Source organism: Pseudoduganella sp. RAF19 (assembly GCF_052114165.1).
Lineage (GTDB): Bacteria > Pseudomonadota > Gammaproteobacteria > Burkholderiales > Burkholderiaceae_D > Rugamonas.
In genome coordinates this window covers 32,116-45,414 of sequence record NZ_JBFREF010000001.1, presented here as the reverse complement: position 1 = coordinate 45,414, position 13,299 = coordinate 32,116, and the positions used below count along the sequence as shown (strand labels likewise).

At 62.2% G+C, this 13,299-nt stretch carries 10 protein-coding genes; 4 read left to right on the top strand and 6 right to left on the bottom strand.

Going from position 1 to position 13,299, the window contains the following annotated elements:
- Window positions 1-6: 6 nt before the first annotated feature.
- The gene (tssK, locus tag AB4Z19_RS00180) at window positions 7-1,338 is read left to right on the top strand and encodes a type VI secretion system baseplate subunit TssK (RefSeq protein WP_442033834.1); all 1,332 of its coding nucleotides are present in this window, start codon (window positions 7-9) and stop codon (window positions 1,336-1,338) included.
- Window positions 1,335-2,108, top strand: coding sequence for a type IVB secretion system protein IcmH/DotU (icmH, locus tag AB4Z19_RS00175; RefSeq protein WP_442022885.1), 774 nt, complete (start codon window positions 1,335-1,337; stop codon window positions 2,106-2,108). The genes tssK and icmH overlap by 4 nt, the downstream gene beginning before the upstream one ends.
- On the opposite strand, the gene AB4Z19_RS00170 is transcribed toward icmH, so the two are convergent.
- The 4 genes from AB4Z19_RS00170 to AB4Z19_RS00155 all read right to left on the bottom strand — a co-directional run bounded on the left by AB4Z19_RS00170 (window position 2,105) and on the right by AB4Z19_RS00155 (window position 8,360).
- A complete protein-coding gene (locus tag AB4Z19_RS00170) occupies window positions 2,105-2,863 on the bottom strand; it encodes an OmpA family protein (protein WP_442022886.1) in 759 nt (252 codons plus the stop codon). The genes icmH and AB4Z19_RS00170 overlap by 4 nt on opposite strands.
- A gap of 11 nt (window positions 2,864-2,874) precedes the next feature.
- Window positions 2,875-3,834, bottom strand: coding sequence for a type VI secretion system-associated protein TagF (gene tagF / locus AB4Z19_RS00165; protein ID WP_442022887.1), 960 nt, complete (start codon window positions 3,832-3,834; stop codon window positions 2,875-2,877).
- Window positions 3,831-7,460: a type VI secretion system membrane subunit TssM gene (gene tssM, locus AB4Z19_RS00160; protein ID WP_442022888.1), complete on the bottom strand. Its 3,630-nt coding sequence runs from the start codon at window positions 7,458-7,460 to the stop codon at window positions 3,831-3,833. The genes tagF and tssM overlap by 4 nt, the downstream gene beginning before the upstream one ends.
- Before the next feature lie 69 nt (window positions 7,461-7,529).
- The gene (locus AB4Z19_RS00155) at window positions 7,530-8,360 is read right to left on the bottom strand and encodes a M15 family metallopeptidase (protein WP_442022897.1); all 831 of its coding nucleotides are present in this window, start codon (window positions 8,358-8,360) and stop codon (window positions 7,530-7,532) included.
- A 106-nt stretch (window positions 8,361-8,466) separates the two neighbouring features.
- Here AB4Z19_RS00155 and AB4Z19_RS00150 point away from each other — a divergent pair, with 106 nt between their 5' ends.
- Window positions 8,467-9,084 (top strand): hypothetical protein, encoded by a 618-nt coding sequence (locus AB4Z19_RS00150; protein WP_442022889.1) that lies wholly within the window; start codon window positions 8,467-8,469, stop codon window positions 9,082-9,084.
- Here AB4Z19_RS00150 and AB4Z19_RS00145 read toward each other — a convergent pair.
- A complete protein-coding gene (locus AB4Z19_RS00145) occupies window positions 9,068-9,823 on the bottom strand; it encodes an alpha/beta fold hydrolase (RefSeq protein WP_442022890.1) in 756 nt (251 codons plus the stop codon). The two genes, AB4Z19_RS00150 and AB4Z19_RS00145, sit on opposite strands and share 17 nt — an antisense overlap.
- 49 nt (window positions 9,824-9,872) lie before the next feature.
- On the opposite strand from AB4Z19_RS00145, the gene AB4Z19_RS00140 reads away from it, so the two are divergent.
- Window positions 9,873-10,067 (top strand): hypothetical protein, encoded by a 195-nt coding sequence (locus AB4Z19_RS00140; protein WP_442022891.1) that lies wholly within the window; start codon window positions 9,873-9,875, stop codon window positions 10,065-10,067.
- Between the two features lie 6 nt (window positions 10,068-10,073).
- Here AB4Z19_RS00140 and AB4Z19_RS00135 read toward each other — a convergent pair whose 3' ends face one another.
- A complete protein-coding gene (locus tag AB4Z19_RS00135; protein WP_442033832.1) occupies window positions 10,074-13,280 on the bottom strand; it encodes a DUF748 domain-containing protein in 3,207 nt (1,068 codons plus the stop codon).
- Window positions 13,281-13,299 lie beyond the last annotated feature (19 nt).

Genomic DNA, 13,299 nt, shown 5'->3' with positions numbered 1-13,299 from the left:
CTTTCAATGAGTGCAGCATCAAAACTGCTATGGGCGGAAGGCCTGTTCCTCCGTCCTCAGCACTTCCAGCAGCAGGACCGCTATCACGAAGCGCGCTTGCATCAGACGGCGCAAGCGATCCATCCATACTTGTGGGGCGTTCAGTCACTCGAATGGGATATGCCGGCGCTGAAGAACAACCTGCTGCGGCTGGACGCCTTGTCCGCCATATTCCGCGACGGTGAGCTGATCGAAGCGCCCGACTGTGTGCCCTTGCCGCCAGCACTCGACCTGAGCGGCGTTCCCGCCAATGTGCAGGAGCTGACCTGCTACGCATCGCTGCCCCTGATGTCGCCGGACAGCAGCAATTACGAAGCGCCGGGCACGCGCTTCGTGCGCCATGACCGGGACACGCCTGACCTTTACTCCGAAGCCATGGCGGCCGAAATCACCTATCTGAAACCCGCCGTGCGCTTGTTGACCGATCTCGAGCCGCGCAGCGCATCCGACTGCATTCCTGTTGCGCGGTTGCGGCGCGTGGTGTCCGGCGGCTTCGAGCACGATCCCTCATTCCTGCCGCCGGCCTTGTCGCTATCCGCTGCACCGCGCCTCAAACAGCGACTTGAACAGCTCCTCGACGCGCTGCAGGCCAAGGTCAATGCCCTGCAAGGCCATATGCGGGAGCCCAGCCGTAATGTGATCGAATTCCGCTCGGGTGACGTGTCCAGTTTCTGGCTGCTGCATACGGCCAGCACCTCGGCGGCCATGCTGATGCACTATCTGCGTCATCCGCAACTGCACCCGGAACGCTTGTTCGAGGCCATGCTGGGTCTCGCCGGCGCCTTGATGACCTACTCAAAAAGCTATCAGCTCAATCAGCTCCCGGTCTACGAGCATTCATCGCCGGCCGACGGCTTCCAGCGCCTGGACGCCATCATCCGCGACTTGCTGGACACCGTGATCTCGGCCCGCTACTTCGCCATCGCGCTCACCGAGGACAAGCCCTGCTACCACCTCGGCAAACTCGATTCCGGAAAAATCGGTACCGATACGACGCTCTATCTGGCGATCGGCGCCGCACTGCCCGCGCTGGAGCTGGTGGAAGTTGTGCCTTTGCGGGTCAAGGTTGGGGCACCGGACGACGTGGAAAAATGCGTGCTCTCCGCCATGCCGGGTGTCAAACTGGCGCACGCTCCACAGGTACCCGCCGCCATCCCGGTCCGTCCCGACACCTACTACTTCGCGCTGGAGAACCGCGGCGTGCTGTATGAGCAGATGCTGAAGGCTCAGTCCATTTCCATCTACGCGCCCGCAGGAATCAAGGATCTGCGGCTCGAACTGATCGCGGTGACGGCATGACTCCCCAAATCGAACGGCGCGCCGCGCCGTCCCTGTTCGGCGCCGCAGCGAGCGCCGACGGCGTGCGCATTCAGTCGCTGCTGGACTTGATGCACGAGGGCTTCCACATGCTTTTCCTGCTGCGGAACGGCAGCGAGCCTCCCGCCTGCGAGGAATTTCTGGAAAAGGTCGGCAACTTTCTTAAGGACTTCGACCGCGACGCCCGCAACCTGCGGGCACACGGCGACGACATCGATGCTGCGAAGTACGCCTTCTGTGCAGCCCTCGACGAAATCGTGCTGGCATCGCATTTTCCGCTGCGCGACGCCTGGGAACAACGCCCCTTGCAGCTGGTGGAGTTCGGCGACCAGCTGGCGGGTGAGCATTTCTTCGATCGGCTCGAAGCGCTGCGCACCAGCGGCGGCGCACGGCTACAGGCGCTGCAGGTCTTCCATATGTGCCTGCTGCTCGGCTTCAAAGGAAAATACGCGCTCGACGGCGGCGATCGTCTTGCCTACATGACCGCGCGTCTGGGCGACGAAATCGCCCATATCAAGGGCAAGAGCAAAGGCTTTGCGCCGCGCGCCGACCGGCCCGACCAGGTGGTTCACACATTGCGGACTGGCCTGCCGCTGTGGGCACTTTGCTCCGTGTTTGCCTTGCTTGGCATAGGGGTCTTCATCGGTCTGAAGTCATCGCTGGACAGCAGTGCGCAATCGGCGCTGGCGCCCTACGCTGGCATCGTCAAGCTGGCGCCACGCCCGGCCAACCTGACGATCACCCTGCCCTAATCGGCAACGCGGAATTCGATGCGGCGGTTGCGCGCGCGGCCTTCCGCCGTCGAATTCTCTGCCACTGGACGATCCGGGCCCTGGCCGGAAACGGAGATCAGCGCGGTGTTGATGCCTTTCGCCGCGAGATAAGAGCGTACTGCTTCGGCACGGGCCAGACTGAGTGCCAGATTCGTTTCGCGCAAGCCTGTATTGTCGGTATGGCCAATGACTTCGACTTTCTTGCCCTTCACCTTCTGCAGCGCTGCCGCCATCTCGTCCAGAATCGCCTGCCCCGAAGGCCGGATCGCCGCCTGGCCACTCTCGAACTCGATGATGCGCCTGGCCAGCGCCGCGTCCAGCACTTCCTGCTCGGCGGCGCTGACGCGCAGGCCATTGTTGACGGTATAGCTGGGATTGAGGCTGGTCGCCATATCGCTGGCAATCTGCTGCCGTTGCGCCTCGTTAGCGACCTCGCCGCGGATACTGATTGTGCTGCCGTCGATGCGCAGTTGGCCTTTAGTCACTTGTTTCAGATTTGACGTAATCAGCTTCTGCACATGGCTGGTCCAGTCGGGCGGCATAGCCACCGTGCCGATGGCGATCTGGTCGACCACCAGATCGGTGCCGTACATATCGCGTACCTTTTGCAGCAACGCTGCCTTGGCTGCTTCGTCGGGCACAGTCCCGCTGACCAGAACCTGACCGGGATGCGGCGCTGGGACCTGCGCATGCACAATGAATGGAACCGCAAATAGAAGCAACAGGCGGCGCATATCGCACTCTCTCAGGAAAAGGTTTCACGGAAAAGCCGCAAGGCGGCGGCCAGCGGCAACTGGGGCTGCGCCAGGCAGGCAGCCAGGTGTTCGGCCTCCGGCATCGCTGCCAGCTCGCTTTCCAGCCAGTTGTTGTCCGCTACGACAATCTGCTGCTCGGCCGCGAATTCCGGATCGATGATCGCTTGCAGCGTGGCCGCATTGGCGCCGTTAAAACCTGCAACCAGCGTGTGCCGGCCTTCACGTTCGCACAGAAACAGCGCCAGTTCCATGTCTACGCCGCGCAGGAACACGCTGCCCAGCTGCAGCCAGAATGCACAACTCAGCATGCGCTCGCGCAAAGCGGCGGGCAGCGGCAGCACAAGGCTCTTCGACAGCCGCGCGCCTGAGTGGGCATGCATGGGCCATAGCAGCAGGCCAAGCGTGAGGACCAGGCGACGTGCACCACCCTTCATTTCCAGCATCGCATCCAGGTCGGCCAGCGTGGCCTGAGTCAGGAAATTATTCAGCTTTTGTATGCAGTCCTGGCCCGTCGCATCCACGTCTATCGCGCTCCCGGCAAGCCGCTGAAGCGCGGCGGCGGGATCGTGAGCGGATTGAGCATCCGCCGTGTGTTCCTCCAGCTCCTGCCAGAACGGCGCCAACACCAGCGGGCTGCCAGGCAGAAAGGCCAGCGGATCTTCCAACTTCATCGCGCTCATCGTCACGAAGGGAAAGCGCCGCTCGGACTGGTCCCGGCTGGCCGCGAGATGGCCCGCTATCGCCACCTTATTGCGTGTGCCGATGAAGGCGAAGTGCACCGGACGCATGGCATCGTAGTGCTGACGCCAGCGTGGATTGGGTGTCAGCTGATTCATCACATCCGCCAGCCACTGATCCAGCAGTTCCAGCAGCCGCCGGTCGCCGGCCGATTTTACGAAATCGCTGCGCGCTGGCAGCTTGCCAAAGTAGCTTATCGCGAGCTGCGTCATTGGTGTTCTCCGGTGATGGTCGCGACGGCAGTGATGGGCGGAGCGCCGACTATGGTTTCCGGCAGACGCAGGCCACGGAAGCCCTGTTCCTGCGGCGCCTGCGCAGTAGGCGACGCTTCGGGGCTGCTAATGATCCGCAGATCAACCGCCACACTGACGCCTCCTGCCGACCAGCGCAACTCGTGCACGCCGCCCTCCTTGCGCGTGCGCGTCGCCGCCTCAATCATGCGGCGCAGGCCGAACTGGCCAGGCTCGTTGAGAATCTCTACATTGCGTCCATCGAAGGTCACTGCCGTGATGTGCGCGCCCGGCACACCTTGCGGCCCCGGATGGACCATATTTGCCCACTGCGCCGGCGTGTTCCGGTAGCGCAGCTGCTGGCCATCGATGTCGATCGTGTACTCCAGCGTTCCCGGCGCGGGCGACGGCAGGATCTGGAACACCGTTTGCGCAGCCGCCGATGCCGCCACCCCGCCCGCACCGATTGGAGCGATCCATCCGGCAAAGCGCTGCACGGCTTGTGGCGCCAGCGTGATGCCCATGTCAGCCCAGGTGCGTGGCGCGATTACATCTCCGCGCCGCACAACCAGCGGCCCCATGGCAGTGTTGACGAATTTTGCAACCAGCCCATCCGGGCCGAAGAACTGCGCAATCTCCGCCTGACTGGCTTCGATATGCGCATTGGGCGTAAAGGGATATTTGCCCGCCAGCGAACGGTTGAAAGGCTCATAAACCTGCGCCAGCCAGGTCTTGTTGATTTCGGCCTCCGCCGGGCCGATGATGATGGAAAAGGTCTGAATCAGCGGCCGTACAAGGATGGGCCGGATCGCCTGTTTCTGCACATCGTTCATCCCCATCAGCATTTGTTCATCGACCAGGCGCAAGGCGTCGGCCAGTTCGGAGCCCGATCCCTCCAGCGTTTGCTGCATGAATTGGCGCGCGCCGGGACCGGGATCGCCCTGATTCTTCAGGCTATTCAGCCGCGTACGCAAGCGCGACAGCGCATCGAGATACGCGCGGATCGGTGACGCATCCTTGTCGCGCGGCGCGACCAGCTTGCCCAAGGCGGCGAATTCGCGGCCGACCGCGCCCACCGCTCGTTCGCCGGGCGTCAGGTTCACCTGAATATTCACGCCGGACGGCGCGCGCTGGAAGAGCCGCGACCGCAGCCAGTAGATCACGCCCGTTTGCGCCTGTGCCATCTGCGCGTTGAGTTCCGCCGGGTTATCCCAGGCAGTCTGCTCATAGACGGTGTTGAGCACCTTCGCGATAGGCGAAGTTTGCGGGTCGCCCAGCCGGTTCATCGCACCCACCGCGCCATTGAAATTGCCCATGTCGGCGATCGCGATGCCCTGCACGAAGGCTCGCCATTCTTTTACGTATTCACTTTTGTACATCTCCACCAGGTTCTTCTGAATTTGCTCCGGGCTTCCTTCCAACGACAGATCGTCTTTGCTGGAAGTCTTCAACACCCAATCCGTGCTTTGCAGCTCGTGACCGGCGGCCTCTTTGAACGCGCCCTCAACATACTTTTCCCATGCCTCGCGGGTGAAGGCGCCGGGAATCGCGTGGCTGCCGGCGATCACGGTCAGATCCTGTTCGCCAGCGATGCGCGCCACCGACATGCTCTGGAAACGCGTATTGGCGCGCGCCTTCACCTCGGCATAAACCCGGTCGCGTGCCGGCATGCCGCGCACGACATGGCGTAGATGCTCGCGCGCCGCGTCGACCAGCGTCAGCTTCTGTTCGATGCGCGGCCATGAGGAATCGCCCATCCGGCTCAGATAGAAGTTCAGCAATCGTTCAGCGCTGCGAATCATTTGCTCACGCGGCATACTGGCGCGGTTCGACTCCAGCCAGCCGCGCCAGTGCCGTGTGAGCTGGTCAGTCATATGCGTAGCTTCCGCGCGCGCGGGCTCGCACAGCATCAGATAGGTCTTCAAAGCGTTATAGACATCTTCCGGCACGCCGTTGGCATGGTCATATAACAGCGCTTCAAGGCTGGCGGCAACCGGCTTGACCAGAACTTCTTTCATGCCGGCGAAGTATTCCTCACGCAGCTTTGCTTCGAGTAGCGCCCCCTGGTACAGCCCCATGTCCAGCAGCCACGGACGCTCTTTGCGCAGTTTTTCCAGCTGGGCCATACGATCCTGCAGGATCTCCAGCGCCTGCAGGCGCGATTGCAAGTCCAGACGACCGTTCTGTACACGCACGGCTTTGTCGAGATCCGCCTGCACGGCGCGTACCAGTTCGCGATTGCCGGAGTAGGACCAGCTCCAGCCACCTAGCGCACCGCCAAGCAGCAGCGCCGCGGCGGCAAAGCCCGCATACTTCAGACGCATCCGCGTGCGGCTTGTGTATTGCGATACAAGTTGCTTATCCGCGAAGATCACCTTACGAAACAGATCCAACAGGAAGAAGCCCGACTGCGCACCATGCGGCACTGGCTGCATCGCGGTGGCCAGCGCGAAACGACGTGCCACACGCCGCGTCTGAGCACCCGATGGAGCGCCTTCCTGCAAGGCGCTGGTGAAGTAGAAGCCTCGAAACACCGGCTTGAACTGAAAAGGATTTTCCTCGAACAGGGTGGCGAGGAAGGCGCGCAACGGCACGCGTGCGGCGGCGAACTCCAGCGGGAAGGTATAAACGCCGGGCAGCACGCGATCACGCCGTTGCTGCGCCATATTGGCGACACCCATATCCTTCAGGCCTTCGCACAGCTCATCGAAGCTTTGATCGAAGAAGGAAAGCATTTCCTTGCTGCCCGCCTTGCGCTTGTAAGGCATGGTCGCGCCCCAGACACGGTCGCGCTCATTGCGTTCCGTGTGGGCGAAGAATTCGGAGAAGCCAGCGATCAGATCGGCTTTGGTGAACAGCACGTAGACGGGAGCGAAGACTTCCAGCTGTTCGATCAGGTCCTGCACACGTTTGCGCAAGCTGCGTGCGAGCTTGATGGCAGCTTCAGGATCGTCGCCGCGCAGCTCGGCAACGCTGATGGCAATCAGAATGCCATTGATTGGCGCGCGCGAGCGGTGCTTCTTCAATAGTTCCAGAAAGCCCACCCACTCGCCACGGTGTTCGTCTTCTACTGCGTAACGGCCTGCGGTATCGAGCAGTATGCCTTCGGTCGTGAAGAACCAGTCGCAATTGCGCGTGCCGCCAACGCCCTGCACCACTTTGCTGTCTGCGAAGGGGAACTGCAGGCCGGATTGCGTAATCGCGCTGCTCTTGCCGGCAGCTGGATTCCCAATGATCATGTACCACGGCAGTTCATACAGCGCCCGTGTGCCGGACGCTATACCCAGTTTCGAGTGCCTGATCGTGCCGATCGCCTTCAGCATCTCGTCGTGGATGGCATTGACGTCGTCACGCTGCTGCTGGTTCGGATCGGGCGGCGGCGGCTCCATCGCTCTGGCGAGGCGCTCGGCCTTGTGCGCGGCCAGAACGCGCCGCAGCCACCATACCGCAAGCCACAACAGCAGACAGACGGCCGTGGCCACGATAGCCCAGATCAGCGCCAGTTCCAGCACTTCGGCGCCAAGGCAGAAGAAGCCTGCCAATGCGGCGAAGCCTATGATGGTGAGATTGCGCGTGTCGGTCAGAAAGTACCAGATTCGTCGCAGCATGGTCGCTCGCATTAGGTTGGGCAGCCGGTCGATGGTGCCATCAACACGGCACAGCCTTTTTGAGCGAGCTCAATGCTCCTTGCGTGGTTTGCGCAGCTCGATATGACCGAAATCCATCATCGTCCAGCGTCCGCCCCAATTCAGGCCGACTGATTCGGCCACCTCGCCATACAGCTGATAGCCGCGCATGGCCCAGGGATCGCGCTCGGAGATCACCAGATGGCCGTCGCGCATGAAGGCGCAATCGGCAGCCAGGCCGTATTGGTGATAGCTCTGGAATGCACGGGCGCTGGTGACGTTATTGCCAGCGTCGGCGAGCTGGTTCTGGCGTTCGGGACTTCGATAGCCTTCCAGCAGGGCCATTTCATAACCGTGCTGCTCGCGCATGATCTTGAATACCACCAGCAGGCGCTGGGAAAACTCGGAGTCAAGCAGTGTCCAGTTGCGATTGGCCGTGTCAAGCATCGGCCGCACGACTGTCACTTCGGCCGACGTGAATACCATCGGCGGCAGCGGCGGTGGCGGCACCAGATGCTCGCCGCGCAGCAGGCTTTCCAACTGTGGATTGATGCTTCGTGCGCCGGATTCAGGGAGAGCGACTTTGCCGCCTGCCAGCCAGACTGCCAACGGCGGCAGCACCACCAGCGCGCACGCGACAGTCAGCAGAATCCAATGCCGCCGAAGCAGCGCCGCAAGCAGCTGCATGCCCGCCCTTCCATCCTCGGCCACACTGGGCGCCTGGCGCGAGATGTTTGCGGTGACGGCACCCAGAAGGCGCGTCATCTGCGCCAACAATGCGCTCACGCCACGCTGCACGGCCTCGCCGGCGTCAGGAAACAGCAACACCCAGCCTACGCCGCAGACCAGCAGGAATAACATGACCACGAAAATTGGCAACATGGTGCGCTCCATCAAAACGGGACGCCGCGCCGCACGCGACACTTGCTCATCGTAGGGCAGCGGCGCACCTGCCGTTTCGGCCCAGATCAAGCCGAGGAGGTGTACAGTGGATTCGTCAAAGCGCATTCTCAATCAGCTGGAGCACGGCCGCAGCGAGCCTCCACCGCCCGCATCACGTCCGCCGCGCAAGCAGCTTGTGTATGCGGCCGGCATTGCGCTCTGCGTTGCGGCACTGGCGGCGGCCATCACTGAATGGGGAACGGACGTTGCGCTTCATCCGGCGCTTCATCCGGCGCTCAAGCCGGCGCCGCCACCGCCAATCGTCAAGAGTGAGGAAGAAGCGCAACAGCTGGCAGCTGCGATTGTGAATGAACCCTTGCAGAAGCACGTCGCCGCTTCGGCGCCTGGTGCAGCGCTGTCGGCCGCAGCATCAATGGCGGCGCACGCCACTACGCCATCCGCGCGGGCACATGCTGCGAAGCCGCCGGTACAGAGCCCGGCGTTGCCGATCAAGCCCTCGGAACGCGATAGCGACGTCGCCCTGCTCGCCGCGTTGATGGCCCATGCGAACGGCCTGGATGCGGCGGACGGCCAGCAAAGCACGGCCACCCTGCTGCGCCGCTGCGCCAGGCTGGCCGGAGAAGAGGCAGCCTTATGTCATGCCCGCACCTGCGCCGGGCGCTGGACCTATGACAGTGCCTGCCGCGTCACAGGGAGCGAATGAACTCCGCCATATAATCCACCACCGCATCCGGCTGTTCGATGTGTGGACTGTGGCCACAGTCATCAACCACCAGCTTGCGCGCATTGACCGCTTTCGCAGCGATCGAATCGAGCTGCGCGCCCGATCCATATTGGTCATCGCGGCCTTGCATCGCCAGCAAGGGGCAAGCGACCGACGGCAGCAGGTACTCGATATTCCAGTGTACGAAGGCGGGGTCCAGCCAGGTGTCGGCCCAGGCGAAGAAGATGGTCTCCGCCTTATCGCCGTGGTAGCGCGACAGTCCGCGCATCTTGCCCGCGCCATGCGAATCGCGCGCCACGCGCACGCCTTCCAGCGTCAACGGTTCAACAAAGACATGCGCCGCTGCCGAGATCACGCCGCGCAAACCGGCCGGCTGGTCCGCCGCGTGGATGAGCGCAATGCTGGCGCCATCCGAATGGCCGACGATCACATACTCGCGCCCATCGGCCAGCCGTGCCAGCACTTCCGGCAACTCAAGCAGCGCATATTCGTGGAGATAGTTGATACCGCGGCGCTTTCTCAGCGGTGAAGACTGGCCATAACCCAGCCGGTCGTAGACCAGCCCCGCGCGTCCCGTCGCCTCGCACAAATGACGCGGGAAATCCTTCCACATGGCCGTGCAGCCGAGTCCTTCGTGCAGAAACACCAGCAACGGCCGCGTGTCGTCACCGGCTATCAATTCGTAGTACAGAGAGTTCTCACCCAATTGCAATTGCATATGGCCTCCCTCGGCAATAAAGGCCCATTGTCGCACGGCTGCTGTTCGCGTGCGCACATCCGCGCATACACCGCAGGGTGACGAAATTCAGGGCGTGCCGCCAAATGCAGCCGGCTGGATCGACGAGCAGGTGGTCGTAGACGGCAAACTGCTCACCCGCCGCAAGGCGGACGACCAGCCCGCCGTCAACGAAGCCATCCTGCGTGAGTTGAGCGGCAAACAGGCGCAGGGAACCCGCGCCTGACGGACCTTAGTGCAGGGCGAAATCGACGCGGCTCACCGAGCCTTTATCGTCTTTCGATGCCGGCTTGGCGCCAATGATGAAAATGCGCTCGCCTGGCACCTGTCCCGTGTTGATCAGCCAATCCTTCGCCGCCTGCGCGCGGCGATTACCCAGCGCGAGCAAATCATCATCCTCGATGGTGATATTGGCGAGGATGAGTTTTTCCATCTCTTCCGGCGGCAGGGACTTCTGAAGACCCAGCACATTGCGCGGCTTGTTGAACGTCTCGTCCTTGTACGCCTTGGCCAGCAAGCCCGCGCGCTCGTCCTTGCTCACGGTGACGCCGCCTTCCGGCAGTGTACCGCCGCGTGCCAGCAGATCCTTGGTTTTCGCTGCGCGCAGCTTGCGTTCCAGCGCTGCCTGTTTCATCGCATCCAGTTCGCTCGCATCGTAACGGCCCGTGATATCGAGCTTCAGGCCTGGACGCTCAGTCAGCGCCTTGGCGATCGATTTCAGCTTGCTTTCGCTCGCAGGTAGCACAGCCGCGCGCCCGGCATCGAATTCGAGCATGGACAGCTCTTCGCTGCCACCACCGCCAAACAGCGAACCAATCAGCGAGAACGGCGCCGTCACCGTCTTCATGATCGCATTGCCGATGATCTTGAGGATGATGCCGCCAATCGAGAATTGCGGATCGTCCAGCGAACCGCCGATCGGCACATTGATATCGATGACGCCATTGCGGTCGCTCAGCAGCGCCACGGCCAGCTGCACCGGCATGCGCGGCGCATCCGGATTCGTGCTCTCCTTGCCGAAGGTGAGCTGGTCCAGCACCAGGCGGTTTTCGGCCTTCAGCTGGCGGTGTTCCAGCTGGTAAGCCACTTCAAACGTCAGCTTGCCTTTCTCAATGCCGTAGCCGACGTACTTGTCCGAGTATGCAGACAACTGCGCCAGTTCCATGCCGCGTACGTCCGCTCGCAAATCCAGTGACAGATCGCGCTTCAAGGGATTCACGCGTCCCGCGATCGACAGCGGCGCGCTGTTCACATTGCCCTTCAGGCTCACGTTCGCGCTGCTCTTATCATCCGATGACAGCCCCGTCACCGTGCCGCCCAGGTCCTTCAGATTGGCCGTGTAGTTCGGCTTGATGAAGTTGTCCGTGAAGCGTACGCGCCCGCCGGTCAGTTCCAGCTTGCCGATGCGGATGGGTGGCAGCGGTTCGGATGATTGCGCCGTCGCTTCGGGCTTCGGCGCCGCCTTGGCGGCAGCGGCAGTCTTCGCACGCGTGCCTGCTTCCGTCAGGCTTTTCTCTTCTTCGCCTTCCTTGCGCGTCACGTCCTGCACATTGATGCGGCCATTGGGGTCGATAATCACACGGGCAAAGAAGTCCGCGAGTGCTACCCGGTCAACGCTCAGCGAGAAGGGACTGAAGTTCATGTCCATGCCATCGAAGGCCAGCGATTTCCAGCTCAGGAAATCATTGGCGCTGGCTTTGTCCACGGTCGCCAGACGGCTCACGCTGACATCACCTTTCAAACTGCCCTTGCCGCCACCGAGTTTGAGCTGGGTCTTGCCGGAGATGGCCGCCTGCGTCAGGCGCAGATTCACGTAGTCGGTCACGTAGGGCTGCAGCGGCAACAGGTCGAAGTTTTTCACGTCCAGCGCCAGATCGCCCTCGAACGGCGATAGCGCGAGCTTGCCCTTGATATTTAGCTGGCCCGATTTATTCACGGTCGCTTTCAGGTCTACCGTGCTGCTGCTCTCCGCCGCGGTGGAGTAACCCTGCATCGACAGGCTTACCGGCGACAGATTGAAGACCACCGGCAGCGCATGGCTGCTGCCGTCTTCCACATGACCGGTCCAGTTGTTCAGATCGATATCGCCGATCGTGACCAGCATCTGCGCGCCCTCTTCCTTCGCTTTCGCAGCGGCAGACGTAGACGCAGGTGCGGGCGCAGCAGCCGCAGTGCGGCGGCCCTGGCGATAGTCGATCTCCGCGCTGTCGGAGGCGATGGCGCCGACAGCGATGGTGTTTTTGCCGATGTCGGCGGCGAGGTCGCGCACGGTCAGATTCAGTTTGCGCACGCCGGCTTGCATTGGATCGTCCACATAGCGCACGGCGGCATCGTGTACTGCCAACTCCTTCAGGGCCACTTGTACGGCGGACGGCGCGGCTTTCGGAGCAGGCGCGGGCGCAGCGGCAGGCGCCGGAACTGCGGCCGCGGGCGGCGACAACAGCTCCGCCAGATCCAGCTTGCCATTGCGCCCGCGCTGCATCGCCAGTTCCAGACCGTCGATGCCTACGCGCGTGATGTCGAAGCGCTTGGCCAGCAAATCCAGCTTGCCCAATTGCGTGGAAAGCTCGTCAACCTTCAGCAACTGCTTGCCGTCCGAATCCGCCAATGCCAACGACTTCAGCGAGGCCCGGCCATCAAGGACGATGGTTGCTGGCTTATCCTTCGGCCGAACGAAAGCCAGATGCAGCGCCGTATTCAGGCGCGCACCGCTCATCTTGAAGCGCGGTTTATAAGGCAGATAGCCGAGATAGCCGGTGACATCAACGTCATCCAGCGTCAGATCCAGCGCATAATCCTTCGGCTCCGCGAATGGACGCGCTTTGCCCTTCAGCTGCAGCGGCGCACCATTCACCTTCGCGCTAAACAGCGGTTCGACGAATACCGTCACATCGGCAGGCAGCGAGGACACAAACGGCAGCCCAAGCTTCAAGTCCGCCACTTTATGCGTCACGCCCGCCGGACGGTCCTCGAACTCGCCCCGCCCCTGCTCCACCTGGATGTTATTCACCGAGAAGCGCGCCGGCTCCGGCGACGGCGGCTGGGCCGCAATCAGGGCCAGGATATCGTCGATGCTGTAGTGGTTTTCGTCCTTGCGGACCAGGTGGACATAAGGGCCTGTCAGGCGTGTCTCCTGCACCACAGGCGCCAGCTTGGACAGCGACTGCCAGGACAGGTCCACGCCAAGCCGATCAAAGCTGGCAAAGACGGCGCCGCCCTCCGGCTCCATCATCTTCACTCCCTGTATCGACGCCGACAAAGTAAAGGGATTGAACTCCACTTTGTCGATAGTCAGCTGGCGATGCAGCTTTTCCATCGCCATGCTTTCGGCCTGCGACTTGACGATGGCCGGAACGGCCAGGAACCCCAGACCGGTGTAGGCCAGTGCAACCCCGGCGACGCCGCCGGGGATCAAAAATTTAAGCGGTAACTTCTTCATACCGAAATTATCACTCAAT

Excerpts from the sequence above, each read along its gene's own strand:
- tssK (WP_442033834.1), top strand. The coding sequence starts at position 7 with ATGAGTGCAGCATCAAAACTGCTATGGGCGGAAGGCCTGTTCCTCCGT.
- icmH (WP_442022885.1), top strand. The coding sequence starts at position 1,335 with ATGACTCCCCAAATCGAACGGCGCGCCGCGCCGTCCCTGTTCGGCGCC.
- AB4Z19_RS00145 (WP_442022890.1), bottom strand. The coding sequence starts at position 9,823 with ATGCAATTGCAATTGGGTGAGAACTCTCTGTACTACGAATTGATAGCC.
- AB4Z19_RS00170 (WP_442022886.1), bottom strand. The coding sequence starts at position 2,863 with ATGCGCCGCCTGTTGCTTCTATTTGCGGTTCCATTCATTGTGCATGCG.
- AB4Z19_RS00155 (WP_442022897.1), bottom strand. The coding sequence starts at position 8,360 with ATGTTGCCAATTTTCGTGGTCATGTTATTCCTGCTGGTCTGCGGCGTA.
- tagF (WP_442022887.1), bottom strand. The coding sequence starts at position 3,834 with ATGACGCAGCTCGCGATAAGCTACTTTGGCAAGCTGCCAGCGCGCAGC.
- AB4Z19_RS00135 (WP_442033832.1), bottom strand. The coding sequence starts at position 13,280 with ATGAAGAAGTTACCGCTTAAATTTTTGATCCCCGGCGGCGTCGCCGGG.
- tssM (WP_442022888.1), bottom strand. The coding sequence starts at position 7,460 with ATGCTGCGACGAATCTGGTACTTTCTGACCGACACGCGCAATCTCACC.